The 25,029-nt window shown below is 72.4% G+C and carries 21 protein-coding genes; 14 read left to right on the top strand and 7 right to left on the bottom strand.

Going from position 1 to position 25,029, the window contains the following annotated elements:
* Positions 1 to 336: 336 nt before the first annotated feature.
* Positions 337 to 2,490, bottom strand: a complete 2,154-nt coding sequence (gene helR, locus ACW9TB_RS33715; RefSeq protein ID WP_472752154.1) for an RNA polymerase recycling motor ATPase HelR — start codon at positions 2,488 to 2,490, stop codon at positions 337 to 339.
* A gap of 626 nt (positions 2,491 to 3,116) precedes the next feature.
* Here helR and ACW9TB_RS33710 point away from each other — a divergent pair.
* The 4 genes from ACW9TB_RS33710 (at position 3,117) to ACW9TB_RS33695 (ending at position 6,879) form a co-directional block, all read left to right on the top strand.
* Entirely contained in the window at positions 3,117 to 3,464 is a 348-nt protein-coding gene (locus tag ACW9TB_RS33710; protein ID WP_472752153.1) for a YciI family protein, read from the top strand.
* Positions 3,465 to 3,469: 5 nt separating this feature from the next.
* A complete protein-coding gene (locus ACW9TB_RS33705; protein WP_472752152.1) occupies positions 3,470 to 4,852 on the top strand; it encodes an RNA polymerase sigma factor in 1,383 nt (460 codons plus the stop codon).
* A 48-nt stretch (positions 4,853 to 4,900) separates the two neighbouring features.
* Entirely contained in the window at positions 4,901 to 5,533 is a 633-nt protein-coding gene (locus tag ACW9TB_RS33700) for a maleylpyruvate isomerase family mycothiol-dependent enzyme (protein WP_472752151.1), read from the top strand.
* 326 nt (positions 5,534 to 5,859) lie between these two features.
* Positions 5,860 to 6,879 (top strand): aldo/keto reductase, encoded by a 1,020-nt coding sequence (locus ACW9TB_RS33695; protein ID WP_472752150.1) that lies wholly within the window; start codon positions 5,860 to 5,862, stop codon positions 6,877 to 6,879.
* A gap of 25 nt (positions 6,880 to 6,904) precedes the next feature.
* Here ACW9TB_RS33695 and ACW9TB_RS33690 read toward each other — a convergent pair whose 3' ends face one another.
* The 3 genes from ACW9TB_RS33690 to ACW9TB_RS33680 are packed head-to-tail and all read right to left on the bottom strand — an operon-like array spanning position 6,905 to position 9,236.
* Complete coding sequence (locus ACW9TB_RS33690) at positions 6,905 to 7,444, bottom strand: hypothetical protein (RefSeq protein WP_472752149.1); 540 nt, start codon at positions 7,442 to 7,444, stop codon at positions 6,905 to 6,907.
* Complete coding sequence (locus ACW9TB_RS33685; protein ID WP_472752148.1) at positions 7,444 to 8,586, bottom strand: sensor histidine kinase; 1,143 nt, start codon at positions 8,584 to 8,586, stop codon at positions 7,444 to 7,446. Before ACW9TB_RS33685 ends, ACW9TB_RS33690 begins: the two co-directional genes overlap by 1 nt.
* Complete coding sequence (locus ACW9TB_RS33680; RefSeq protein WP_472752147.1) at positions 8,583 to 9,236, bottom strand: response regulator transcription factor; 654 nt, start codon at positions 9,234 to 9,236, stop codon at positions 8,583 to 8,585. The genes ACW9TB_RS33685 and ACW9TB_RS33680 overlap by 4 nt, the downstream gene beginning before the upstream one ends.
* A gap of 88 nt (positions 9,237 to 9,324) precedes the next feature.
* On the opposite strand from ACW9TB_RS33680, the gene ACW9TB_RS33675 reads away from it, so the two are divergent.
* The 3 genes from ACW9TB_RS33675 to ACW9TB_RS33665 all read left to right on the top strand — a co-directional run bounded on the left by ACW9TB_RS33675 (position 9,325) and on the right by ACW9TB_RS33665 (position 13,448).
* Positions 9,325 to 10,662 (top strand): S41 family peptidase, encoded by a 1,338-nt coding sequence (locus tag ACW9TB_RS33675; protein ID WP_472752146.1) that lies wholly within the window; start codon positions 9,325 to 9,327, stop codon positions 10,660 to 10,662.
* A gap of 358 nt (positions 10,663 to 11,020) precedes the next feature.
* A complete protein-coding gene (locus ACW9TB_RS33670; protein WP_472752145.1) occupies positions 11,021 to 12,244 on the top strand; it encodes an SfnB family sulfur acquisition oxidoreductase in 1,224 nt (407 codons plus the stop codon).
* A 34-nt stretch (positions 12,245 to 12,278) separates the two neighbouring features.
* A complete protein-coding gene (locus ACW9TB_RS33665; protein WP_472752144.1) occupies positions 12,279 to 13,448 on the top strand; it encodes an LLM class flavin-dependent oxidoreductase in 1,170 nt (389 codons plus the stop codon).
* Between the two features lie 73 nt (positions 13,449 to 13,521).
* Here the strand turns inward: ACW9TB_RS33665 and ACW9TB_RS33660 are convergent, their stop codons facing one another.
* The gene (locus ACW9TB_RS33660) at positions 13,522 to 14,265 is read right to left on the bottom strand and encodes an alpha/beta fold hydrolase (protein WP_472752143.1); all 744 of its coding nucleotides are present in this window, start codon (positions 14,263 to 14,265) and stop codon (positions 13,522 to 13,524) included.
* A 148-nt stretch (positions 14,266 to 14,413) separates the two neighbouring features.
* Entirely contained in the window at positions 14,414 to 15,397 is a 984-nt protein-coding gene (locus ACW9TB_RS33655) for a helix-turn-helix transcriptional regulator (protein ID WP_472752142.1), read from the bottom strand.
* Positions 15,398 to 15,454: 57 nt separating this feature from the next.
* Between ACW9TB_RS33655 and ACW9TB_RS33650 the strand changes: the two genes are divergently transcribed.
* Positions 15,455 to 16,213 carry a DeoR/GlpR family DNA-binding transcription regulator gene (locus tag ACW9TB_RS33650; protein ID WP_472752141.1) on the top strand — a complete coding sequence of 253 codons (759 nt, stop codon included), beginning with the start codon at positions 15,455 to 15,457 and terminating at the stop codon, positions 16,211 to 16,213.
* A gap of 158 nt (positions 16,214 to 16,371) precedes the next feature.
* Positions 16,372 to 17,541: an MFS transporter gene (locus ACW9TB_RS33645; protein ID WP_472752140.1), complete on the top strand. Its 1,170-nt coding sequence runs from the start codon at positions 16,372 to 16,374 to the stop codon at positions 17,539 to 17,541.
* A 19-nt stretch (positions 17,542 to 17,560) separates the two neighbouring features.
* Here the strand turns inward: ACW9TB_RS33645 and ACW9TB_RS33640 are convergent, their stop codons facing one another.
* Positions 17,561 to 21,019, bottom strand: a complete 3,459-nt coding sequence (locus tag ACW9TB_RS33640) for an AAA family ATPase (protein WP_472752139.1) — start codon at positions 21,017 to 21,019, stop codon at positions 17,561 to 17,563.
* A 141-nt stretch (positions 21,020 to 21,160) separates the two neighbouring features.
* Between ACW9TB_RS33640 and ACW9TB_RS33635 the strand changes: the two genes are divergently transcribed.
* From ACW9TB_RS33635 to ACW9TB_RS33615, 5 genes are all read left to right on the top strand, one after another.
* A complete protein-coding gene (locus ACW9TB_RS33635) occupies positions 21,161 to 22,183 on the top strand; it encodes a GTPase family protein (RefSeq protein WP_472752138.1) in 1,023 nt (340 codons plus the stop codon).
* Between the two features lie 48 nt (positions 22,184 to 22,231).
* Entirely contained in the window at positions 22,232 to 22,450 is a 219-nt protein-coding gene (locus ACW9TB_RS33630; protein ID WP_472752137.1) for a hypothetical protein, read from the top strand.
* A 42-nt stretch (positions 22,451 to 22,492) separates the two neighbouring features.
* Positions 22,493 to 23,743, top strand: coding sequence for a GTPase family protein (locus tag ACW9TB_RS33625; protein ID WP_472752136.1), 1,251 nt, complete (start codon positions 22,493 to 22,495; stop codon positions 23,741 to 23,743).
* Between the two features lie 103 nt (positions 23,744 to 23,846).
* Complete coding sequence (locus tag ACW9TB_RS33620) at positions 23,847 to 24,224, top strand: hypothetical protein (protein WP_472752135.1); 378 nt, start codon at positions 23,847 to 23,849, stop codon at positions 24,222 to 24,224.
* Positions 24,208 to 24,987, top strand: a complete 780-nt coding sequence (locus tag ACW9TB_RS33615; protein ID WP_472752134.1) for a hypothetical protein — start codon at positions 24,208 to 24,210, stop codon at positions 24,985 to 24,987. The genes ACW9TB_RS33620 and ACW9TB_RS33615 overlap by 17 nt, the downstream gene beginning before the upstream one ends.
* Positions 24,988 to 25,029: the final 42 nt, after the last annotated feature.

Genomic DNA, 25,029 nt, shown 5'->3' with positions numbered 1-25,029 from the left:
CGGGCATGGCGTGGACCCGGCCCCCGGCGCCCACCTGCCCGGTGGTCCACCTCCCCCGCCGGGCGAAGGACTCCCGGCTCCTCTCGCCTACCGGAAACACCGACATCCCACGCGCCTTCCCTCTGACCGTCGCGGCGCCGAAGAGGCCGCGCGACTCCCTTTCCCGGCCGGTTCCGGACGAGGAGCACTCGTTCGGGGACCTCGTGTCCGGCCGGTCGCCCCGCGAGGCTAGAGATCACGTGCCGATTTCGTCAAGGTTTCGCGCTTGTTTTCGGCTGGCACAAAGGGTCACATCCTTCCGGTGAACACGAGGTGCTGGCGGGGTCCCGGCCGGTGTCAGGGACTCGTGAGGATGACGAGCTGCCGGGTCGCCCGGGTCATGGCGACGTAGCGGTCGACCGCTCCCTCGATGCCCTCGCCGAACGACTCCGGGTCGACGAGGACGACCAGGTCGAACTCCAGTCCCTTCGACAGCTCCGGGGTGAGCGACCGGACGCGGGACGTCGCCCGGAAGGTGGGATCGCCGATGACGCAGGCGATCCCGTCGGCGTTCGTGGCGAGCCAGGTGTCGAGGACCGAGCGCAGGTCCGCGGTGGATCCGTGGACGACGGGGACGTCGCCCCGGCGGATGGAGGTCGGCACGTTGGCGTCCGGGAGTACGGCCCGGATGACCGGCTCGGCCTCCGTCATGATCTCTTCCGGCGTCCGGTAGTTGACGCTCAGGGAGGCCAGGTTGATCCGGTCGAGCCCGACCCGCTCAAGCCGTTCCCGCCACGACTCCGTGAACCCGTGCCTGGCCTGGGCGCGGTCCCCGACGATGGTGAAGCTCCGGGACGGGCAGCGCAGCAGCAACATCTGCCACTGCGCGTCGGTGAGCTCCTGGGCCTCGTCCACGACGATGTGCGCGAACGGACCGGCGAGCAGGTCCGGTTCGGCGCCGGGCAGTGCGCTCTCGTCGACCAGGGCGTCCTTCATGTCCTGTACGCGCAGCATCGCCACCGCGCCATCGCCGTCGTCGTCGGCCTCAAGCAGGATGTCGACGACCCTGTCCATCTGCTCGCGGTCGGCGGCGGCCGAGGCCGCACGCCGGCGCTCACGTCGCGACGCCTCCGGGTCGCCGAGCCGCTGCCGAGCCGCGTCCAGGAACGGCAGGTCCGACACCGTCCAGGCCTGGGCGTCCTCGCGTTGCAGCCGCCGGACGTCGTCGGCACCGAGCCAGGGAGCGCACAGGCGCAGGTAGGCGGGTACCGACCACAGGTCTCCGACGAGGTCGGCCGCTTCGAGCAACGGCCACGCGCGGTTGAAGGTCGTGACCAGTTCCCTGTCGCGCAGCAGCGACGTGCGAAGCAGGTCGACCGAGATGTCCTCGTCCTCGTCGTGCTTGTCCGCCAGGATCGTGAGCAGTTCCTCCCAGATCCGGTCGCGCGCCTCGTTGTGCGGGGTACCGGGCTCGGGTGCCTCGAACGCCTCGGCCCAGTCGCCGGGGCTCAGCCAGATGTCGGACCAGTGGGTCGTGACCGTCATCCCCTTGGTGGGCGGGTTCTCGTAGAACCTGACGGCCGCCTCGATCGCCCCCACCAGGTTCGCGGACGACTTCAGGCGGGCCACGTCCGGGTCGGCCTCGATCGTCGCCGAGGCCCCCTCTGCGACGAGGTCGCGCAGGGTGCAGGTCTGCACGCCCTCCTCCCCGAGGCTGGGCAGGACGTCGGCGACATAGGCGAGGTAGGGCTGGTGCGGGCCGACGAACAGCACGCCGCCCCGGTGGTGGCCGAGGCGGGGATCGGAGTAGAGGAGGTACGCCGAGCGGTGCAGCGCGACGACGGTCTTGCCCGTACCCGGACCGCCGTCGACGACGAGGGCGCCGCGAGACCCCGTACGAATGATGGCGTCCTGGTCGGCCTGGATGGTGCTGAGCACGTCCCGCATCCGGGCCGACCGGTTGCCGCCCAGGCTGGCGATGAAGGCGGACTGGTCGTCGAGCGCGGCGTGCCCTTCGAACCCGTCGGGGGTGAACACCTCGTCCCAGTAGTCGCTGACCCGGCCGCGGGTCCAGCGATACCTGCGGCGGCTCGCCAGGCCCATCGGGTTGGCGTGGGTCGCTCCGAAGAACGGCTCGGCCGCGGGGGAACGCCAGTCGAGCAGCAGCCGTCGCCCCGTGCTGTCGGTGAGGCCGAGCCGTCCGACGTACACGGGCTCGGAACCGTCCGCGCCGACCATGTGCCCCAGGCACAGGTCCAGGCCGAAGCGGCGCAGGGTACGCAGGCGGCCGGTCAGCCGGTGGATCTCCAGGTCGCGGTCCAGCACCTGCCGACCCTTGCCGCCGGGCGCCCTGCGCTCGGCGTCGAGGCGGTCGGACAGGTCGGCGATCGACTGCTCAAGGCTTCGCGCGATGGCCGCGAAGTGCTGTTCGTCACCGGCGATCAGCGCCGGGTCGGCCTTGGGGGCGAGGTGGTCGGGAAGGTCGAACGCGCTGGTGGTCAGGGGGTTCACGGCATCAGCTCCGATCTGAGTGAGGTGGGCGGGGCGTTTTCCCGGCCCGGCGGTCCCGCGCGCCTCACGCGGGCACGGGCGGCCGGTCCCGGCCGGTTCGGCCGATCTCGGCCCCGCCGGTGCGGATCGCGCCCCGGGCGCGGGGCACGGGAATCAAGGCTCGGGAATCAGGGATCAGGGTTCGAGGATCAGGGCCGTCCCGGGCGCGGCCGATCTCTCCGGCGGGGACCGGCGAGGACCGGGGACCGGCAGGGATTCGACGTCCCCGCCCGACCCGTACATCGGCAACACCACACGCACTTCGCATCCCCGTTTCCGCAGGTTCCGGCCCCGGCCGACGATTCTGCGGCATGACCGGGGTCTTGTGGCAAGCCCCCCGGTGCGCTATACGTTAAGAGTGGAAAGGAGTGGATCCTTCCCTTTCCTCTCATCGTCCGCCGCGGACGGGCAGGCTTTTCCCGCGGCGTCTCCTCCAGGCTCGGCCGGTCGACATACCGACGCCGTCCGCGAGACATTTCACAAGGGCCGAACCGACGGGACGTGTCGATCTGACCGCGTCCCGTTCGTCGTCATGGTGTACGACAGCCCGTCACGCGAGAGACACGGCAAACACCGAGGAGCCGACCATGAAGTACATGTTGCTGATCTACGGTGCCGCGACGGCCGACGAGGCCGACCAGTGCGACTTCGAGGAGTGGGTGGCCTACGAGAAGGCGATGCGGGAGGCGGGGGTCCTGGTGTCGGGGTACGCGCTGAAGGACGCGACCACCGCCACGACGGTCCGGGTCGGCCCGGCGGGTGAGCGGACCGTCACCACGGACGGGCCGTTCGCCGAGACCCGCGAGATCCTCGGCGGCTACGACGTCATCGACGTGCCGAACCTCGACGTCGCGCTGGAGTGGGCCGCCCGCTGCCCCGGCGCGCGCGACGGCGGGTCGGTCGTGGTGCGGCCGATCGACGAGTTCGGGGTCTGACGTCGATGGACGGGCAGGCGGATGAACAGGCGGGTGAGGAGGTAGACGAGCGGCAGACGGATGGGCGGCAGACGGATGGACAGGTAGACGAGCGGGTCGCCGATGCCAGGTCGTCGGTGGAGTCGATGTTCCGCGAGGAACGTGGCCGGTTGCTCGCCTCCCTCGTCCGCCGCTTCGGCGACCTCGACCTGGCCGAAGAGGTCGCCTCCGAGGCCGTCGAGGCGGCGCTGGTGCACTGGCCGGTCGAGGGCGTCCCGACCCGGCCGGGGGCCTGGCTGCTGACGACGGCGCGGCGCCGGGCCGTCGACCGGCTGCGGCGGGACCAGGCCTACGCCGCCCGGCTCGCCGTCCTGCAGGTGGAGGCCGAACGGGCCGATCCCGCCCCGCCCGCGGACGCGGACGGCGATCTGCCCGACGAACGGCTGCAGCTGTTCTTCACCTGCGCCCACCCGGCTCTTCCCGCCGACGATCGCACCGCCCTGACCCTGCGCTGCCTCGCCGGGCTGACGACGCCCGAGGTCGCGCGGGCCTTCCTCGTCCCGTCCGCGACGATGGCCCAGCGGATCGTACGGGCGAAGAGGAAGATCCGCGAGGCCCGCATCCCGTTTCGCGTACCCGGTGCCGACGAGTTGCCCGAGCGCCTGCCGGGCGTGCTCCAGGTCATCTACTCGATCTTCACCGAGGGCTACGCGGCCAGCTCGGGCCCGGATCTGCAGCGGCTCGACCTCGCCGAGGAGGCCGTCCGGCTGGGGCGGATCCTGCGCCGGTTGCTGCCCGCCCAGCGGGAGGTCGCCGGGCTGCTCGGGCTGATGCTGCTGATCCACGCGCGGCGCCACGCCCGGACCGGTCCGGGCGGTGAGGTCGTGCTGCTCGACGACCAGGATCGCGGCCGGTGGGACCGCGCCATGATCGAGGAGGGCCGCGGCCTGGTGCTCGTCGCGCTGACCGGCGGCCCGCCCGGCCTGTACGGGGTGCAGGCCGCGATCGCGGCCCTGCACGACGAGGCCGCGGACGTCGCGACCACCGACTGGCCGCAGGTCGTCGCGCTCTACGACGTGCTGCTCGCCCTCGCGCCGTCCCCGGTCGTCGCGCTAAACCGGGCCGCCGCGGTGGCGATGCGCGACGGGCCCCTGGCCGGTCTGGCCCTGCTCGACGAACTGGCCGGTGAGCCCCGGCTGCGCGACTACCACCCCTACCCGACGGCCCGGGCGGAACTGCTGCACCGCCTGGGGCGCTTCCCCGAGGCCGCGGCGGCCTACCGGCGGGCGCTCGCCCTGGTCGGCACCGAGCCCGAACGGGCGCACCTGCTGCGCAGGCTCGACGCGGCCGAAACAGCGGCCGAGACAACAGCCGAGACATCCGACGCCGACGGTAGGGCCGACATATGAGGGCTGGACGCCGCCCTCGCGTACACACCTGACGAAGAGAAACCGGACATGGACGACGAAGAGATCTTTTCCTGGATAGAGGACGAGCGGCTCAGCCTGGCCGCCTTCCTCGACGAGCTCGACGATCACGAATGGCGGGCGGCCTCCCTCTGCCCCGGCTGGACGACACACGACGTGGCCGCCCACCTGACGCTGTCCACGCACACCATGGTCCTCGACACGCTCAGGGGCGTGATCCGGACGCGTGGCGACATCAACCGGGTGTTCGCCGACCAGGCCAGGGAACGGGCGGCCAGGTTCGGACCGGCCGAGCTCGTCGCGCAGCTCCGTGAGACGGCGGGCTCACGCCGCCGCGGGCTCGGCTCCCGTCCGCTGGACACGCTCGTTGACGCGCTGGTGCACGGGCAGGACGTCGCGCGCCCGCTCGGGCGCGTACGGGAGATGCCCGCCGAACGGGCGGCCGCGGGGCTGGGCCGCGTCCTGGGCACCGGCTTCTACGGCGCCCCCCGGCGACTGCGCGGTACGAGGCTGGTCGCCACCGACCTGGACTGGTCGGCGGGTGAGGGCCCCGACGAGGTCCGGGGGCCGGTGGGTGACCTGCTCCTTCTGGCGACCGGTCGGGCCGCGGGGCTCGCGGCCCTGTCCGGTCCGGGTGTCGAACGGGTCGCGGCCGTCCTGTAGACCGAACACGGCCCGGCCCGGCACGACACCGAGACACCGAGGACATGGTGGCCCTGCCGGGGCTGGTCTCAGCGCGGTCTTCCCGGGTACGGCCCGGCCTGCCAGTCTCGGCCCCATGAGCGCGTACCCACCGGCCCGGTTCCCGGACCCGCCGAGGCAGCCCTGACCACGGCAGGACCACGGAAAACACGGGCACACGGGCCCATGGGTACGGGCTGGCAGGCTGCTCGGTGGCGGGCTCGTCCTTCCGCAGGCCCGCAGGCTCACGAGTACACGGGCTCGCGGGCGCGGCCTCCACCGACACACACCACCAGAAGGGATCTTTTGTGCGTTACCGACCGCTGGGCCGGACCGGGCTGCGGGTGTCCGAGCTGTTCTTCGGCGCGATGACCTTCTACGAGCGCGGCGGCTCCGATCTGCCGCGGGAGTACCGGGCGATGTTCGACACCTACGCCGACGCCGGGGGCAACGTCATCGACACGGCCTCGGCGTACGGCGAGAGCGAGGACATCCTCGGCGAGCTCCTCACCGGCCGCCGCGACCGTTTCGTCGTCGCCACCAAGTACACGCTCTCCCGTGAGCGTGACGACCCGAACGCCTCGGGCAACCACCGCAAGAACCTCACCCTGTCCCTGGAGCGCAGCCTGAGGCGGCTGCGGACCGGCTACATCGACCTGTACTGGGTGCATCTCTGGGACCGCCACACCCCGGTGGAGGAGACGATGCGGGCGCTGGACGACGCCGTGCGCGCCGGGAAGATCCTCTACGTGGGCATCTCCAACGCCCCGGCCTGGCTGGTCAGCCGCGCCAACACCCTGGCGGAGTGGCGGGACTGGACGCCGTTCGCGGGCCTGCAGGTGCCGTACAACCTGCTCAGGCGGGACGCCGAGCGCGAGCTGCTGCCGATGGCCGAGGCGTTCGGGATGAGCGTGGCGGCGTGGGGGCCGCTCGCCGGTGGCGTGCTGTCCGGGAAGTTCAGCGGTGAAGGCGGCGAGGGAGGCGGGGCCACCCGGGTCGATCCCGGGACCCTCACCGCCCGCGACCACGCGGTCGCGCGTGCCGTACGGGAGGTCGCGGGCGAGCTGGGCGTCACGGCGGCCCAGGTGGCGATCGCCTGGACCCGCGCCCACTCTCCCGCCGTCCACCCGATCGTCGGCGCACGCGACGTCGGGCAGCTCACCGACAACCTGGGCGCGGCCGACGTCGTCCTGCCCGGCGAGGCGGTCCTGCGCCTGGAGTCGGCGACGGGGTTCGAGGTGGGTTACCCCGGTGACTTCATCGCCGAGTGCGAGGCCGGACCGTGGGTGTTCGGCGAGGCGCCCACGCAGCCCCGCGCCCGGTCGTAGATCCCGCCGACCCGGGCGGTGCCCGTCACCACGAGCGTCCCCACCACCACCGCGACCACCAGGTGGGGCCGGTCAGGGGCGGGCGCGGGGCGGCGGTCACCCGGACGGGTGTTCCCAGGGCGGCGATCAGCTCGGGGGTGAGTCTCTCCGGCTGCGGGACCCGGTCGGAGAGCCGCAGCGGCCGGTCCCCGGCGGGAAGGGACAGGTTCCCCGAGCACAGCGTCGTGGTCAGGCGTGAGTCCTGGACGGCGGCGAACACCAGGTAGCGTGCGCCCTTCGTGAACCCGTACCCGCAGGACGCCTCCTGCGCCCTGGCCGACACCACGAACTCGGCGCCGGGGGCGCCCTTGTAGACGTGGTCGGCGCGGAGGGTGGCGGTGAGGCTGCCGCCCCCCAGTATCGGCTCCCTCACGTGGACGTCCGTGGCGGTGGCGGAGAAAACGGCCGCCGCCCTGTCCACGAGCTGTCGCGGTTCGAAGATCGCGCACGAGCAGGCGCTCGCCGTGCCTCCGGGGATCACCGTCAGTGCCGCCACCAGTCCGAGCACCGCGAGTACGCGCGTCATCATGCCCCCTGACACGTACGGCGGATGTGATCGGTTCGGCCCTGCGGGGTCTCCGGTTCCCGGGCCGGGCGGCCGGTGAAGTCCACGGCGAGTTCCAGCCCGCCGCCCGGGTTGGGGCTCGCCCGTACGCCGGCCCCGTGCGCCTTCGCGATCGACGCGACGATCGACAGTCCGAGCCCGGCGCCCTGCCTGCGGGTCGTGTGCAGCCGCCGGAAGGGCTCGAAGAGGTCGCCGAAGCGTTCCCGCGGCACTTCGGGGCCGGTGTTGCGGACGGTCAGGACCCCGTGGGAGAGCGTCACCTCGGCGGTTCCGCCGGGATGGTTGTGACGGATCGCGTTGTCGACGAGGTTGGTGACGAGCCGGTTCAGCAGGACCGGATCCCCGTCGACGGCGAACGGTTCGGTCCGTGCCGTCACGGTGACGTCGCCGGGGCCTGTTTCGGCCAGGACGAGCCGTACCACCTGCTCCAGGGCCACCGGCCTCCTTCGGTCCAGGCCGTGTTCGGCCTGGGCGAGCACCAGCAGGGCGTCGATGAGGTTCTCGGTGCGGTGGTTGTGGAACAGGAGTTTGTCGCGGATCTCGCCGACGTCCTCGGGGAGGCCGATCTCGATCGCCGCCCGCTGGACGGCCAGCGGGGTGCGCAGCTCGTGGGACGCGTTCGCGATGAACCTGCGCTGCCCCTCGACCGAGCGCTGGAGCCGGTCGAGCATCGCGTCGAAGGTGTCGGCCAGCTCCTTCAGCTCGTCCTTCGGGCCGGTGAGCGCGATCCGTTCGTGCAGGTTCGACAGCGACAGCCGCCGCGCGGTGGCGGTGATCCGGTGGACGGGCCGCAGGATCCGCCCGGCGACCAGCCATCCGACGACCACCGACACCAGTGTCAGGATCCCGACCGTCAGCGCGGTCACCTCCCACTGGTAGGCGACCACGTCGTCCACCAGGTCGGGCAGCGGGGGCGGCAGCGGCCGGTCCCGCCCCGGTGCCGGGGGCGCCAGCGGGGACACCGGGGACACCGCCGGAAACCGTGCGACGCGCGCGTCCAGTGCCTGGCGCAGCAGCACGTTGACCGTGACGAGCAGCACGACCGAGGTCAGCAGGAACAGCCCGGAGTAGATCAGCGTGAGGCGTACCCGGACCGTCGTCACAGCAGGTATCCGGCGCCGGGGATCGTCTGGATGCACGGCGGGTCGCCCAGTTTCGCCCGCAGGCGGCTGAGCACGACCCGCACCACCGTCGTGAACGGGTCGGCGTTCTCGTCCCAGGCCTCCTCAAGCAGCCGCTCGGAGCTCACGACCGCGCCGTCCGCCCTCATCAGCACCTCAAGGACGGCGAACTCCTTGAGCGACAGGTGCAGGTGCCGTCCGTCCCGTGAGGCCTGGAGGCGGTGGGTGTCGACCACGATCCCGTGCCGTGTCAGCACCGGCGGCACCCGGGCCTGGCTGCGCCGCCCCAGCGCCTTCACCCGGGCGACCAGCTCGGCGTAGTCGAACGGCTTGGGCAGGTAGTCGTCGGCGCCCATCCCCAGGCCCGCGACCCGCTCCGGCACCGACGCCGCCGCCGTCATCATCAGGATCCGGGTACGGCTCCCGCGCGCCACCAGCTCACGGCACACGAGATCACCGTGCATGTCTGGTAAATCACGATCCAGTACGAGAACGTCGTAGTCGTGTAGTGCCAGCCGTTCCGCCGCGGCGGCCCCGTCGTACACCACGTCGACGGCCATGGCGTGGCGGCGCAACCCCATCGCCACGAGATCGGCCAGGTCGCGCTCGTCTTCGGCCACCAGAACCCGCATGCCGACGTTCCTACCGGAACCGGGGTAACAGTGGCGTTAACCAATCCGTTCACAGCCGCGCAACCCGCTCGCGGCCACGCTGGCCGCCATGATCAGAACTCTCTGCGCCGCCGTCCTGGTGACGGCCTGCTCCCTGTCCGCGCCCGCCTCTACGGCCCCGCCGACGTCGTCCCCGCCAACCGGGGACTGCGCGCCCATCACCGCGCCGCCGCCGGAATCGGCGCCGCCGACCTCGGTGAACACGCTCCGGCAGGCCTACTCCTGCGTGCTGGACAACTACTACGGCGGCCCGGCCCTGGACCCGAGGGAATTGCTGAGGAACGCCCTCGCCGCCTACACCCAGGATCTGATGCGGCGCGGCGCCGACCGGGCCGACCTGCGGCTGCCCGCCCTGACCGGTGAGCGCGACGCCGACTGGGCCGCCTTCGCGAAGGTCCTGGGCGGCGGCGACCCCGCCGCGCTGCGCGCCGCGATCACCGGCATGGTCGCCGGGCTGCACGACAACCACGCCCGCTGGGTCAGGCCGACCCCGCCGCCGGAGGGCGGGCCGGTCGGGACGGGCATCGTGGGCGTCTCCGCCCAGCACGGCCCCCAGCTCGACCCGGCGGCCCGGCCTCCGCTGTTCGTCACCCGCGTCCTGCCCGGCAGCCCCGCGGCCAGGGCCGACATCAGGCCCGGCGACATCGTGGTCAGGGCCAACGGCATGCCGCCGTTCGCCGGGGACAGGGTGAACCAGAGTTTCGTCGACGCCATCACCGCGGGCACGGTACGGGTCACGCTCAAGCGCCCCACGACGGGGCGGGTGCGCACCGTCGAGCTCAAGGAGGGCCCGGTCACGCGGCAGCCTCCGGCGGTGACGTCGAAGACGCTCCCCGGCGGCGTCGCGTACGTCCAGCTGTCCGGATTCCACGACGGCGCCGCCGATCAGGTCATCGCCAAGCTCCGGGGCGGGCCGAAGGCGGTCGTCCTCGACCTGCGCGGCAACGGCGGCGGATCGCCCCGCGAGGTGACGCGGCTGCTCGGCGCGTTCGCGCACGGCAAGGTCACGAGCTACTTCTGCCCGTCCAAGGGCGACTGCGTGCCCAACCGGACCGACGACAGCGTCGCGCTGCTCGGCCTGCGCCTGGTCGTCCTCACCGACCGCGGGTGCGCCTCGGCCTGCGAGGACTTCAGCGCGGCCGTCAAGGGCAACGGCCTGGGCACCCTCGTCGGGACCCGCACGGCCGGAGCCGTCTCCGGCCCCGCCGGGGGGTATCTCCTCGACGACGGCAGCGTTCTGCTCCTGCCCAGGGTGCGCCACCTCGGGCCCGACCGCGAGATCATCGACACGGTCGGCGTGCCGGTCGACCACCACGCTCCCCTGAGCGCCCTCGACCTGGCCACCGGGCGCGACCCGGGCCTGGCCAGGGCGCTCGCGCTCCTGTAGCTCCCGTGGTTCCGAGCCGCCGGTCCGGGGGCGGGCGGCTCGGAACCTGTCAGGGAACCACCGGCCTCAGGCCATCCGCCCCTTCGTCAAAGCCTCGGCGGCGTCCAGTCCCACGCGGTCGCCTCCAGCAGGCGGGGGATCGGGTCGTGCCAGTGCCCGACGCGGCGGCGCACCGACGTGACACCAACCCGATCCATTCCTGCCGGGCCCTCGACACGACGTACGGGAGACCCGCGCTGCGGCCCGGCCACCCGGTCGACTGTTCGACGTGGAGGCGCACGTCACCAAAGCAGATATTGTCTACCATTTATACAGGAATTAGGGTGATCCTAACGTAACGCGCAGAACGGACACCGGTATGAGTATCGACAACACAACGTCCCAGGTCACCGGCCTGCCGGGGTCGCATGTGATCGCCGATGACGCGGAGGCGCTCACCACGGCCCGCGCGCTGGCGGCCGAATTCGCGCCCGGCGCCGCCGAACGGGACGCCAAGCGGCTGCTGCCCGTCGGAGAACTGGACCGGCTCTCCGCGAGCGGGCTGCTCGCGATCACCGTGCCGCGCGAGCACGGCGGCGCGGAGGTGAGCGCGCAGACCCTCGCCGACGTGGTGCGCCTGCTGGCCGCCGCCGACCCGAACATCGCGCAGATCCCGCAGAGCCACTTCGTCTACCTCAACGTGCTGCGCCGCCAGGGCACCCCCGAGCAGCGGAAGTTCTTCTTCGGCGAGGTGCTCGCCGGTGCCAGGCTCGGCAACGCCCAGTCGGAGGCCGGGACCAAGCACGTGCAGGACTACCGCACCCGGCTGGTACCCGACGGCGAGGACGGCTTCCTGCTGCGCGGGGTCAAGCACTACAGCACCGGCGCGCTGTTCGCGCACTGGATCCCGGTGCTGGCCCGGCGCGAGGACGAGACGCTGCACGTGGCGTACGTGCCCAGGGACGCCGACGGGCTGACGGTGATCGACGACTGGGCCGGGATGGGCCAGCGGACCACCGCCAGCGGCACCGTACGCCTCGACGACGTACGCGTGCCCGCCGGCCGCGTGGTGCCCCACCACCTGACGTTCACCGGGCCGCAGCTGCACGGCGCGGTGGCCCAGCTCCTGCACGCCGCGATCGACGTGGGCATCGCCGGTGGCGCGCTGGCCGAGGCGCTGGAGTTCGTCCGCACCAAGGCCAGGCCCTGGTTCGAGAGCGGGCTGGACAGCGCCGCGGAGGACCCGCTGATCATCCAGCGGGCGGGCGAGCTGGCGATCAAGGTACGGGCCGCGGAGGCGCTCCTCGCCGCGGCGGGGCGGGAGGTGGACGCGGCGTCGGCGGACCTGACCGAGGAGTCGGCCGCCGCCGCGTCCATCGCGGTGGCCACCGTGAAGGCGTACGCCGACCCGGTCGCGGTCGAGCTGGGCAGCGCGGTCTTCGAGCTGGGCGGCACCCGCGCCAGCCTGGACGGGCTCAACCTCCACCGCCACTGGCGCAACGCCAGGACGCACACGCTGCACGACCCGGCGCGCTGGAAGGTCCAGCACATCGGCCGCTACGTGCTCAACGGACAGCTTCCGCCCCGCCACGGCCTGCTCTAGCGACCTCGGACCCACGACCGACGATGGAAGTGCGATGACAAACCTGACGTTCCACTGGTTCCTCCCCACCTACGGCGACAGCCGTGACATCGTCGGCGGCGGCCACGGCCTGCCCCCGGGAGCGGCCGGCGGCGCGCGCCCGGCCACGCTGGCCTACCTGCGGCAGATCGTGCACGCCGCCGAGCACCTCGGCTTCGTCGGCGCGCTGACGCCGACCGGCGCGTGGTGCGAGGACGCCTGGCTGACCACGGCCATGCTCACCGAGACCACCGAACGGCTGAAGTTCCTGGTCGCCTTTCGGCCGGGACTGGTCACGCCGACCCTGGCCGCGCAGATGGGCGCCACCTTCCAGCGCCACTCCGGCGGGCGCCTGCTGCTCAACGTCGTCACCGGCGGCGAGAGCCACGAGCAGCGCGCCTACGGCGACTTCCTGGACAAGGACGCCAGGTACGCCCGGACCGACGAGTTCCTGCACATCGTCCGGGCGCTGTGGCGCGGCGAGAGCGTCGACTACACCGGCGAGCACCTGCGGGTCGAGGACGCGAAGCTGAACCGGGTGCCCGACCCGGTGCCGGACATCTACTTCGGCGGCTCCTCCCCGGCCGCGGGCCGGGTCGCGGCCCGGCACGTGGACGCCTACCTCACCTGGGGCGAGCCGCCCGCCGCGGTCGCCGAGAAGATCGGCTGGGTGAACGGCCTGGCCGCGGCCGAGGGCCGCACGCTGCGGCACGGCATCCGGCTGCACGTGATCAGCAGGGACAGCGCCGACGAGGCGTGGGTCCAGGCCAGCAGGCTGCTCGACGGCATCGACCCCGCCACGATCGAGAAGGTGCAGGCGGGCCTGGCCCGCAGCGAGTCGGAAGGACAGAAGCGGATGCTCGCCCTGCACGGCGGCAGCCGCGACGGGCTGGAGATCTCCCCCAACCTGTGGGCCGGTGTCGGGCTGGTACGCGGCGGCGCGGGCACCGCGCTGGTCGGCAGCCACACCGAGGTGGCCGACCGGATCGAGGAGTACGCCCGCCTGGGCATCACCGAGTTCGTCATGTCCGGCCATCCGCACGTGGAGGAGGCGTACTGGTTTGGTGAGGGGGTGCTGCCGATCCTGCGGCGGCGCGGGCTGTGGGAACACCCCGCGACGGCGTCCGGCGCGCCGGGCGCGCACGAACCGGCCTCGATCCCGTTCGCGTCCACCGGATCGAGCTGAGCGACCCCGGCCGGGTCACCACCGCCGAACCGGGGCCGCTGGGGCCACTGAGGACTCGGGGCGAGCCCCCTCCTCAGGTGAGGTGGTCGAGGATCAGGGCGGTGATCTCCCCGGGCCGCTCCATGCTCGGCAGGTGCCCGGCCCACTCCAGGTGCACCGCGCTCACCGAGGCCAGCTCCCCGGCCAGATGGCGGGCCGTCATCTGGAAGTAGGGCAGGTCGTGGGCGCCGCTGACCACCAGCGTGGGCATGGTCACCCTGGCCAGGTCGATCTCCCCCTCCAGCTGCGACGGCTCGGGGTCGGCGGCGAGCTGGACCTCGAAGGCGTGGCGCTGCATGGCCATCTGCCGGGCGCGGGTCTCCTCGTCCGCCTCGGGACCGAGCCAGGTGCGGGCGTTGAGCTCGACCGCGGCCTCGACCTCTCCCGCCTCCAGCAGCCGCTCCTCCTCCGCACCGAACGCGGTCAGGTCGGGCGTGGGATCCAGCCCGCAGCCCGCGTTGATCAACACCAGCCGGGAGACCAGGGCCGGATGGGCGCTGGCCACCTGCAGCGCGACCTGGCCACCGTAGGAGGCCCCGACCAGCGCGGCCCTCTCCACCCCGAGCGCGGCGAGCAGATCCGCCACGTCGCCGGGATCGGAGTAGGGGACCTCGGAGGCGTACGGCGTGCGGCCGTACCCTCGCAGGTCAGGCCGGATCACCCGGAAGCGGGCGGTCAGCGCCTCCCACTGCGGGTCCCACATCCGCGAGTCGGCGGCACTGGAGTGCAGCAACACCACGGGGTCGCCCGATCCCCCGTCGTCGTAGGCGAGCGTCATCGGGCCGCCGGGAGACGGGGGGCGCGTGAGGTGAAAGTGAACATCCGGCCATCGTGGCGGCTTCCCCCGGGCGTCCGCAATCGGTTAACCGCAGGGTACGCCCGCGCAGTTGTACGAGGTCCGGGAGGGGAGAGCGAGGGGGCCGGTGTCAGCCGGGGCCCGTGCCGTACAGCGTGGCGAGACCGGCGACGGTGGCGGCCATCCGCTCGCGCAGCTCGGGCGGCTCCAGCACCTCGATGTCGGCGCCCAGCCGCAGCAGCTGCCAGTGGGCGTGTTTGACCGACTCGGTCGGCAGGCGCAGCACGACCCAGCCGTGCTCGTCGGGCGGTCCCGCCTCGGTGAGCGCGGCCTCGGCGACCTCGGCGCCCACCGTATAACGCAGCATCCCCTCGGTGCCCGGCGCCATCCGCACCACGGCCTCGCCGGTGTGCATCCGCTCGCGGAAGTCGGCGGCGTAGTCTCGCCAGAAGACGGGCAGGTCGAAGTCGGCGGGACGCTCGAAGTGCCCCTGCGTGAGCTCGGCGCTCACGATCCGCGACACCCGGTAGGTGCGCGGCCCTCCCTCACCGGCGACCGCCACCATGTACCACACCCCGCCCTTGAGGACCAGGCCGTACGGGTGGGCCAGGCGATCGACGTCGCGGGGACCCCAGCGGCGGTAGGTCATGCGCAGCGGGCGCTGCTCCCACACCGCTTCGGCGACCTCCCCCAGGAAGGGGGCCGCGTCGGCGTCGCGGTACCAGCCGGGGACGTCCAGGTGGAAGCGCTGACGCATCCGGGAGGCGTGCTGGCGCGGCTCGGGAGGGAGCGCGGCGAGCATCTTCAGCTCGGCGTTGGCCGCGACCTCGGCCAGCCCCAGGTCGGCGGCGGGACCGGGCAGCCCGGCCAGGAACAGCGAGGAGGCCTCCTCGGCGGTCAGCCCGTTGAGACGGGTGCGGTAGCCGTCCAGCAGTCGGTATCCGCCCGCGGGACCTCGGTCGGCGTAGACCGGCACCCCGGCCGACGACAGCGCCTCCACGTCCCGGTAGACCGTGCGGACCGAGACCTCCAGCTCCTCGGCCAGCTCGGGCGCCGTCATCTGCCCCCGGGTCTGCAGGAGCAGCAGGAGTGAGAGCAGACGACTCGCGCGCATGGCGGCCATTGTCCCGCACGTTTGCCAACCGCACATAACCCGTGTTCAAATGAACACGTGGAAAGTAACAACCGCATTCGCGCGATCATGTCGGCGCTGCGCGCCAGCGACGTCGTCTCGGTCGCCGAGCTGGCGGTCGAGCACGCGGTGTCGGAGATGACCATCCGCCGCGACCTCGACGACCTCGCCCAGCAGGGCGTGGTCAGACGGGTCAGGGGCGGCGCGGTGAGCCTGCTGCTACGCGGGGAGGAGCCCCCCTTCGGGGTGCGCGAGCGCGAGGCGGTGGAGGCCAAGCGGCGGATCGCCGCCGAGGTCGCGGCCCTGCTCGCCGACGGAGAGGCCGTGCTGCTCGACAGCGGCACCACCTCCCTGGAGATCGCACGCGTGATCCGCGACCGCCGCCTGACGGTCCTGCCGCTCTGCCTGCAGTCGGCCACCGAGCTCAGCTCGGCCCCCCGGATCCGCCTGGTGCTCCCCGGGGGCGAGGTCCGCCCCGGCGAGCTGAGCCTCACCGGCCCGCTCACCGAGAGCGCCATCCGGTCCTTACGGTTCGACACCGCGGTCATCGGCTGCTGCGGCCTGTCCGCCGAGCACGGCCTCACCGCCCACGACCTGTCCGACGTCGCCGTCAAACAGGCGGCGATCGCCTCCGCCCGGCGCGTGATCGTGGCCACCGACTCCGGCAAGTTCACCCGCACCGCGTTCGGCGCCGTCTGCCCGCTGGACCGCCTCGACATGGTCGTCACCGACACCGCGCTGCCCCCCGCCGAGCACGACGCCATGATCGCGGCAGGCGTCACCGTCCGCACCGTCTGAACCCGTTTGAGCCCACCCTCCAAACCACGCCGCACGGTACGCGACGTCCGAGCCGCGCCCCGTCCGGCCGGAGCCCGTGCTCGGCGGCCATGCACGCCGGAGGCGCACGGCTCGCCCGCCCTCCCCCGATCCGCACCGTCTGACTGGAGCCCTCCCCCATGCGCGTCACCACCCTCGACCGGACCGCGCTGCTCCGCGGCCGGGTGGCGGTCTACCTGCTCTTCCTGCTCTCGGGCATGTCCATCGGCACCTGGACGGCGCGCATCCCGTCGATCAAACAGGGGCTGGGGCTGAGCGAGGGCGAGCTCAGCGTCGGGCTGCTCGGCATCGCCGCCGGGGCGATCGCCGGCATGCAGGTGGTCGGCCGCCTGGTCGACCGCTACGGCAGCGTCAAGGTGATGCTGCCGATGGCCTTCGCCCAGAGTCTCGTGCTGATCCTGCCCGCCCTCATGCCGAACCTCGCCGGTCTGGCCGTCGCGCTGTTCGCCTTCGGCGCGGTGCACGGCACGCTGGACGTGGCGATGAACGCCAACGCCGTCGAGATCGAACAGGCCACCGGCCGCCCGATCATGTCGTCCTTCCACGCCGTGTTCAGCATCGGCGGCTTTCTCGGCGCCGCCACGGGAGGGCTGCTCGCCCAGGCCGCGCTCAGCCCGGCGGCGACGTTCGCCGCGGTCGCCGCCGTGGTCGTCGCGCTCGCGCTCTGGGCCGCCCGCTGGGCGCTGTCCCTGACCGCGCACAGCGCCCCCGCCGAGACGGGACCGGCGTCCGGCGGGGGCGGCGGGGTGCTCCTGCTGGGCGTCCTGGCCTTCTGCTGCATGATCGGCGAGGGGGCCGCGGCCGACTGGAGCTCGGTCTACCTGAGCGAGAGCCTCAACAGCTCCGACGGGTTCGCCGCGGCCGCCTACGCCGCCTTCTCGATCATGATGACCGCGGGCCGCCTCGCCGGTGACAGGCTGGCCACCCTGCTGGGGCCGGTCAACCTGGTGCGCGCGTGCGGGGCGCTGGCCGCCTCCGGGCTCGGCCTGGGCCTGCTCGCCGGAAACCAGGTCGCCGCGGTGATCGGGTTCGGCTGCTTCGGGGCGGGCCTGTCCTGCATCGTCCCGCAGGTCTTCTCCGCGGCGGGCAGGCGCGACCCGGCCCGTGCCGGGAAGGCGCTGGCCCGGGTGGCGAGCCTGGGATATGTGGGATTCCTCAGCGGGCCCGTGCTGATCGGCGGCGCCGCCGAGCTGGTCGGCCTGCCCCGCGCGCTGGCCATCCCCGCCCTGCTGGCGCTTTTTGTCGCCTTGGCGGCGAGGGCGCTCAGGACCCCGCCCTTTACAAAGTAGATCAAAATAGGACAAAGAGTCACAGCAGCGAGAGTGCCTGGGCGGCGACCCCGGCCATGCCCAGCCGCTCGGCCAGGCGCAGCGCGCGGCGGAGCAGGCTGGCGGCCTCCCGTACCGAGTCTGTGTCGCCCCGTGCCCGCAGCGCTCTGGCACGGTCGAGGTTGAGGCGCGCCATCAGCGGAGGGGCCGCGTCCGCGAGCAGGAACGCCTCGGCGAAACACCGCAGCGCCTCGTCGGGGTCCCCCTCGGCGAGGGCGAGCAGCCCGAGGTGGCGATCCGTCGGCCCCAGCAGGACCGACGGCCATCCGGCGAGCGCGACCTGCCCCCGATGGGCCGACAGCCGCTCCCGCACCAGGGCGACGCGGCGGGCCAGCTCCGGATCGCCGTGACCGGCCTCGGTGAGGATCGCGCACGACTCGGCCAGCAGGGCCAGCGTCGGGACCGACCATCCGTCGGGCGGCAGCGCGGCGAGGTCGGAGGTCTCGCGGAAGAAGGCCCCCAGCCGGTCTTTCGCGTCCTCGTGCGCGCCGGTCTCGCAGAGCGCCAGGACGAGGCCCGCGCGCCAGATCAGGAAATACTCGAACTCGACCACCTGCCTGGCGAGCTCCGATCCGAAGAGCTCCCCCAGCCGTCCTCGCTCGCGCAGCAGCCAGTAGTGCTGCCCCATCAGGGTCTGCCGAAGGGTCCCGGCGAAGATCGCCCCGCTCTCGCCGGGTCTCTCCAGCCGCCGCGACTCCGCCAGGATGCGCTCCTCGGCCCGCCCGAACTCGCCCTGCCAGAGATCCATCAGCGTGTCGAGGGTGCTCTGCAGCCAGGAGCCGAAGACCCGGTGGTTGCGCGCGACGTACTCGCGGTGCTCGGCCACGGTGCCGGCGGCGGCTCGCAGGCGGCCCAGCCGGAGCTGGTCGATCGCGAGGGCGACCATGGCCTCACCCCGGAAGTGCGCGGAGGAGGCACGGACGCTGGCCTGGTCGAGCCGCTCGGCGATGCCCAGCAGTTCCTGCGGCGGGGCGAAGTCGTACAGGCCCCACCTGCACTCGTTCAGCACCTCGCAGCGGATGAGCGGTCCCGCCTCGGTCCGTTCCAGCTCGCGCAACGTCTCGCGGGCCAGCTCCACCCCCGGCCGCAGCCTGGCGTACGTGGGGTCGAGGCTGTCGCTGACCGCCATCGTCAGCTTGTGGGCGAGATGCGCCTGCAGCTGCAGGCGTAGCGAGGCCGCCTCGTCTCCGGTGTCGTCACGCAGCGCCTCCAGGCTGCCGCCGAGGATGTGCAGCAGCTGCCGGTCGGCCTGTCCCGGTGGCGACCACCGGCGCGCCAGCCGGATCGCCGCCACCGCCGCGAGCCTGGGCAGCTTCTCGCCGTCACGCTGGGCCTGCGCGTAGCGGCGCTCGGCCTCCTCCAGGTCACCGGCGTCGCTGTGGGCGTCCCCCAGCGTGATCAGCAGGCTGATCCTGGTCTCGGCGTCACACCGCAGCCCCAGCCCGGCCAGCGCCCAGGCGATCGCCCCCTCGGTGGCGAAGCCACGCTGCTGGGTGCGGGCGGCGGCGAGGCACGCCGCCGCGACGCGATCCTGGGGGATCTCGCTCCCCGCGGAGCGGGCGTGCTCGGCGACGCGCACCGGCAGTGCCGGGTCGATCCAGTCCGCCCCCCTCATCCGCTCGCCGAGGATCTCGAACGCCTCGCGGTGCAGCTCCATGGCGAGCGCCGGGTGCCGCCTCAGCTCCTGGAGCAGGCCTTCCCGTACGGTGTCGTGGCCGAAGCGCAGTCCCCGGTGGTCGACGACCGTGCCCGCCGTCACGGCCACCACGCGCCTTCGGTTGGCCTCCTCCGCGTCGAGCTCCAGCATGCGCGCGACCAGGACGGTGTCGATCTCCCGGCCCACGGCGGTGACGGCCGCCGCGGCGAGCCAGCGGAACATGGGGGTGGGGGCGGTGCCGTACCGTACGGGCTCCCGGTGCAGGGCGCCGGTCTCGGTGACGCGGCACAGGGCCAGCGGGAGCCCGCCGCTCTCGCGTGCGGCCCGGTCGGTCTCCTCGCGGGTCGGTTCGCGTCCCCACGTCATGCCCAGCCACTCCGCGACCTCGAAGGCCCGGAGCCCGGCGAGGGCCAGCGCGTCCATCCGCTCCCGCCATCGCGCGGGCTCGGAACGGTCGGTGAGCACGAAGCCGACGGGGACCTCACCGAGGGCCCCCCGCACCTTGTGCAGCAGTTCTTCGGCGTCGGGGCGGAGCAGGTGGGCGTCGTCGAAGGCGACCAGGAGGCCGGATCCGGCGCTCAGGCGCAGCAGGGAGACCAGGAGGGCGACCAGCCGCAGCGGGTCGCGTTCGTGTTCGGGGCCGCCGAGCGAGACGAAGACGCCCGCGGACATCAGCCCCTCCAGTGTCTGGCGGTCTCGCATGCCGAGGGGGGCGGCCGGGCTGGACAGGTCGCGCCGCAGGTCCTCCCAGAGGGTCCCGACCAGCGCCCGCCACGGCTGGAGGTCGCCGAGCTCCTGGCACGGGACGGTCACCATGCGTACTCCGCGCGGCAGAAGACCCTCCAGCTCCCTCAGCAGCCTGGTCTTACCGACCCCGGCCACCCCGCAGACGGCCAGCGCCACCGGCTCCCCCCGGCCCAGCCGGCCCGCCAGGGCCGAGAGCGCGAGAATCTCGTCCCTGCGGCCGATGAGGACCCGGGGGCTGTCGCGCCCGTGAGCGTGCGCGGGGGGAGAGGGCGGGCGGCCGAGGCCGTGCGTGCGCAGCAGGAGCAGGTCCCGCGCCCGGCTCACCGCGTCGTCACCGGGGGAGATCGCGCGACGCCGCTCGATCATCTCCGCGGCGGTGGCCGTCCCCTCGTCGCGGAGGGCGACGATGAGGCGCAGCAGCCACAGCGGGCCGCTGTTCTCCTGCCCGTCGGCGATGACCTCGTCGGCGAGGAAGTCCGCCTCGTCCAGGTGGTCGAGCCGGATGGCGACGCGGGCGACAAGCCTGATCAGCTCCCGGCGCTGGTCTGTCAGCCTGGCGCGGTAGCTCTCGCAGACCCTGGGCGGAGTCCATGTCCCGGCCAGCGACCCGAACGGTTCGCCGTCCCACTCCCCGACGGCCGCGCGCAGCGTCTCCAGGGCGGCGGCGAGGTCGCCCTGTTCCAGCAGCGCCCGTCCCTCGCGCAGGCGCGCCTCGAAGCGCCGGACGTCCACGACGGCGGCGAGGCGGCCAGGGACCTCCTCGACCAGCTCGTAGCCGTGCGAGCGCCTGGCCTGTGAGATGTCCAGGCCGCTTCCCCGCAGCATCCTGCGCAGGCGCGAGACGGGCGGCGCCACCTCGACGTACCTGTCGGAGGAGGGCTCCGACAGCCCGGAGGCGAGGTGGTCGCGGGAGATCGGGCCGCGGGCCGAGAGCAGCATGGCCAGCACCTTCGCCGACTGCGGGGTGATCTCCCGCGGCGTCCCGTCGGTCACGATGTCGACGGCACCGAACATTTTGATCTCGAAGTTCGTCACGCCCACCGCCCAGGAAGAGACTCACGTTTTCCGGCGAATGCCTCCGCTGCAAGGTAATCGCAAGGTTGTGCACCGCATCGTAGGGATAACCGGGGAAAGCAGCTGGAAGCGCCCGACAACGATCCCACAGGAGGTGAACCCATGGCCAAGATCGACGATATTTCCATCGGCGGACTGGACGAGAATCAGCTGCAAAGGGTCAGAGAGAATGTTCGGCACGAAAGAAATACAGAGGCAGACAGACCATTAAGTGTCGCGATAATGGGACAAACGGGTGTGGGTAAGACGTCACTCCTGAACTGCCTCTTCGGCACCGAACTCGCCGTCGGCGACGTCCGGCCGGTCACCAGGCGGCCGGAGCCCGTCTCGGTACCCGGCACCGCAGGTCACAGGCTTACCTTCTGGGACATGCCGGGCATCGGCGAGTCCGGCCCCGCCGACGAGACCTACCTGTCCATGTACCTGGAACGGCTGATCCAGTGCGACGTCGTCATCTGGGCCTTCCACGCCGACAGCCGCTCCACCGCCTACGACGAGCAGTGCCTGGGCAGGTTGCTGGACGGGGTCGCGGCCGAGACCCGGCGGCTGTTCATGAGCAAGCTGACCTTCGTCCTCACCAAGTCCGACCTGCTGACCCCTCCCCCGTGGATCTTCGACATGCGCGGGCGGCACGGCTCCTTCAGCCCCGGCAGGGCACTGGTCCGCCGACTTGAGGAGAAGGCCGCCTACTACGAGAGCGTCTTCCTCGAACCCCGCCAGGACATGCTCCTCACGAGCACCTACAACACCGGGGAGTTCACCGTCTCCGACGACAGGCTCAGCTCCGACCGGCGCGGCGTCCACTATCGCGGCTACTTCTCCCAGCGGTCGTGCGACGCCTACTCGGCCCGTTATCCGGCCCACAGCGAGGTCTTCTCCCGCCTGCGCGACAACCACCGCGTGCTCCCCTGCTCGGCGCTGTTCAGGTTCAACCTCGCGCAGCTGATGGTCGGCGTCGTGAACAAGCTCGGCCCCCGGGCCGTCTTCCGGTTCCAGCGCGTTCTGCGGGACGTGGACAAGCTCGCCGATGTGCCGGTGGCCGAGGCCCGCACGTATGGAAATTTCCTGATCTGGGATGGGGAACGCGGCGTCAAGGCATTCGATCTCACCGAGATCCCGCTCTGAGAGACGAGATCCCGCTCCGAAAGACAAGAAACACGAAGGAGTAACGCGATGGCCGCCCTCAGCGACGACGACATCCTGTACGCGATCCAGCGACGGCGCCAGCAGGACGGCGCCTACAGCCGCCGCCTCGAACGCGCGGTACGGCACAGGGACGACCTGGAGATGGAGGAGCTCATCGTGACGGCGGTCAGGTTCGTCCTGGGCATCGTCATCGAGATCGCCGCCGACCTGGTCAGGAGCGTACGGAGGTGGCTCGCCGGCGAATGAGAACACGGCGGCCCCCCGACCCCACCTCACGAAAGGCGTCCGATGACGGACAAGACGCACGACCCCACGGCGGCGCGGGAGCCCGCCGTGGCACAGGACGAGATCGACAGGTTCTTCGCGCACCTGGAGAAGAACCGCGACCGGCTGCCCACGCAGCGCAAACCGAAGATCCTGATCTGCGGGGAGACCGGCGCCGGGAAGAGCACCACCATCAACACGATCTTCGGCTCTCCGGTGGCCGAGATCGGCCTCTACGAGCGAGGCACCGTCAAGGCCAAGACCCACCAGTGGGACGCCCAGGGCGAGCCCATCGACTTCATCGACCTGCCCGGCCTGGGCGACATCAAGAAGTACGACAAGAAGTTCAAGAACATCTACCGTGAGCGCCTGGCCGAGGCGGACGGGTTCGTCATCGTCGTCAGGCCGGACCGGCCCGCCAACGCCGCCACCCTGGCGGTCGTCAACCTCCTGCTGTCCTGCGGCGTCGAACCCTTCCGGATGGTGTTCGCCTACAACCGCGTGTCGATGTACTCGGTGACGGTCAACGGCTCGACACGCCCCATCGACGTCTGCGGCCTGGCGGGCCCGCAGCTCGCGGAGGAGAAGGAGCTGCTCGGCAAGGCACGCGAGGCGTTCCTCAGGGGCATCGTCGAAGGCACCCACCGCAGGACGTTCACGCTGGACCAGATCGTGTTCTACGACGCCGCGACGGGGTGGAACATGTTCGCCCTGCTGCGCCGGGTCCTCGACGTACTGCCCGGCGACACCCTGGTCGCGTGGCGCGACGCGGTGCAGCGGGCCGCCCGGCAGGTGGAGGAACGCACGAACAGGTCAATCAAGTCCGCGCAGAGCACTCACCGCAGGGAGATGGACGCGCTGCGCGCGGAGCGCGCCGAACTGCGGGAGGAGATAGAGCGGCTTCGCTCGAACGGGCGGTCCGGCCCCCGCCGCCCGCGCGGCGACGCGCGAGCCGGTGACGACCACGAGGCCGACGGGGTCAGGCCGGGGCGTCCTGCGGAGAGCGACCTGCGGCAGAGACGGCTCGACGAGCGCGAGCAGGCTCTGCGGAGGCGCGAGGAGGCGGCCCAGCGGGAGGCGGACGCCATCAGAACGCGGCAGAGGGGCCTGGAGGACTTCGCGAGACAGTCCAGGTCGTACGAGTCCGTCCTCATCGAGCGGGCGATCGGATACGTGGAGCCCTTCATCCGGGAGGTCGTCGACACGGCGACGGAACTGGTGCGGGCGGCGAAAAGCGGGGCGAAGAAACTGTGGGGCTGGCTCTCGGGCAGGTAAACACGTGTCCGGCCGCGACGGACTCCCCCACACCCTCCCCCCGCAGACCCCGGTACGGCAGACCCCGGGCGGCTTTCCCCACGCGATCCGAAGGAGCCCCGACATGAGACTGATCGCCCGTATCCGGTTCACGCTGGGCGCCGAGGACCTCGTCCGCCTGCTGCGCCAGGATCCCGGCGAGGCCCTCGCGGAGGTCCTCGCCGCCTACGGAGGGACCGTCAGGGACCGGAGCATCCATCCGCCCGACGGCTACGAGCTGGAAGTCGATCTTCCCGACACCGCCGCCCCCCGGATCGAGGAGGTGAGGCGGGCCATCCGCGAGGTGCTCGGCCTGGCGCCGGGCGAGGAGCACACCACCGAGGCCCGGCGGGCGGGCACCTCCCCGAAGGTGAGGTTCGGCGGGGCGGCCGGGAGCAAACCCCTGTGCAGGATCTGCTGGTGGGCCGACGGACGGCATGATCCGGATGTCCGGCACCCCTAGGCGCGTCCCCGTGGAGACCTGGCACCCTCCCGAGCCGATGGGCTACCTCACGAGCGTCACCGCCCTGGGAGGGTTCGCGGCTCCCCTCCTCGCGGCGTCGAGCTTCACCATGATCGGCGTACTGCTGCAGCCCCTCGCGGACGGCAAGGCCTTCTGCCGGTGGCCCGACGTCGCGCTGACCCTCCTCACGCTGGGCGCGTTCGGCATGGCCGCCTCCGTGCAGGCCGCGGTCTGGACGCACCGCTACCAGGTCTCACCGGGGGAGCTCGCCATGTGGTGGCCCGAACACGTCGGCGCGGAGGGCGCCCCTCTGCCGGCGCTGCGCGCCATCCAGCGCGACCACATGCGGCAGTGCCTGATCTGGGCGGACCGGACCCGCAGGTGGTACCACTTCGGCATCACCTGCCTGCTGGCCGGGCTGGTCGTCGCCTTCGTCCCCCCGGCCGCGCTCACTCCGGCGCGGGTCGTGCTCATCGCCGTCACCTCGGCCGGGCTGCTGGGGGAGATCGCCTGGATCGTCCACGGCGAGACGCTCGCGTCACCGAGACGGCCGACGCTGAGGCGGCTCTCCGTGGTGGCCGGTCTCTGCGCGGTGGCGGCGGCGCTGACGGCGTCCGCCGTCGCCGCCGGGACGCCCGCGAGCGGGATCGCCCTCGTGCTGATCGGCTGCGACCTGGCGGGGCTCGCCGCCTTCCGGACGCTCACCGCACCGGCAGGGCGCGCCCGGTGGCCGCGCCGTGTCCGGTGGCTCCGACGGGGATAAGGGGATAAAAAACACCCGCCCGGGATCGGTGCCGGGCGGGGT

It is taken from the genome of Streptosporangium sp. H13245 (assembly GCF_055690525.1).
This window is presented reverse-complemented; position numbering and strand designations above follow the sequence as displayed.

Bases quoted from the DNA above. Each gene is read 5' to 3' on its own strand.
- ACW9TB_RS33670 (WP_472752145.1), top strand. From the start codon at position 11,021: ATGAGTATCGACAACACAACGTCCCAGGTCACCGGCCTGCCGGGGTCG.
- ACW9TB_RS33625 (WP_472752136.1), top strand. From the start codon at position 22,493: ATGACGGACAAGACGCACGACCCCACGGCGGCGCGGGAGCCCGCCGTG.
- ACW9TB_RS33620 (WP_472752135.1), top strand. From the start codon at position 23,847: ATGAGACTGATCGCCCGTATCCGGTTCACGCTGGGCGCCGAGGACCTC.
- ACW9TB_RS33710 (WP_472752153.1), top strand. From the start codon at position 3,117: ATGAAGTACATGTTGCTGATCTACGGTGCCGCGACGGCCGACGAGGCC.
- ACW9TB_RS33645 (WP_472752140.1), top strand. From the start codon at position 16,372: ATGCGCGTCACCACCCTCGACCGGACCGCGCTGCTCCGCGGCCGGGTG.
- ACW9TB_RS33675 (WP_472752146.1), top strand. From the start codon at position 9,325: ATGATCAGAACTCTCTGCGCCGCCGTCCTGGTGACGGCCTGCTCCCTG.
- ACW9TB_RS33690 (WP_472752149.1), bottom strand. From the start codon at position 7,444: ATGACGCGCGTACTCGCGGTGCTCGGACTGGTGGCGGCACTGACGGTG.
- ACW9TB_RS33705 (WP_472752152.1), top strand. From the start codon at position 3,470: ATGGACGGGCAGGCGGATGAACAGGCGGGTGAGGAGGTAGACGAGCGG.
- ACW9TB_RS33700 (WP_472752151.1), top strand. From the start codon at position 4,901: ATGGACGACGAAGAGATCTTTTCCTGGATAGAGGACGAGCGGCTCAGC.
- ACW9TB_RS33660 (WP_472752143.1), bottom strand. From the start codon at position 14,265: ATGACGCTCGCCTACGACGACGGGGGATCGGGCGACCCCGTGGTGTTG.
- ACW9TB_RS33655 (WP_472752142.1), bottom strand. From the start codon at position 15,397: ATGCGCGCGAGTCGTCTGCTCTCACTCCTGCTGCTCCTGCAGACCCGG.
- ACW9TB_RS33680 (WP_472752147.1), bottom strand. From the start codon at position 9,236: ATGCGGGTTCTGGTGGCCGAAGACGAGCGCGACCTGGCCGATCTCGTG.
- ACW9TB_RS33665 (WP_472752144.1), top strand. From the start codon at position 12,279: ATGACAAACCTGACGTTCCACTGGTTCCTCCCCACCTACGGCGACAGC.
- ACW9TB_RS33635 (WP_472752138.1), top strand. From the start codon at position 21,161: ATGGCCAAGATCGACGATATTTCCATCGGCGGACTGGACGAGAATCAG.
- ACW9TB_RS33630 (WP_472752137.1), top strand. From the start codon at position 22,232: ATGGCCGCCCTCAGCGACGACGACATCCTGTACGCGATCCAGCGACGG.
- ACW9TB_RS33615 (WP_472752134.1), top strand. From the start codon at position 24,208: ATGTCCGGCACCCCTAGGCGCGTCCCCGTGGAGACCTGGCACCCTCCC.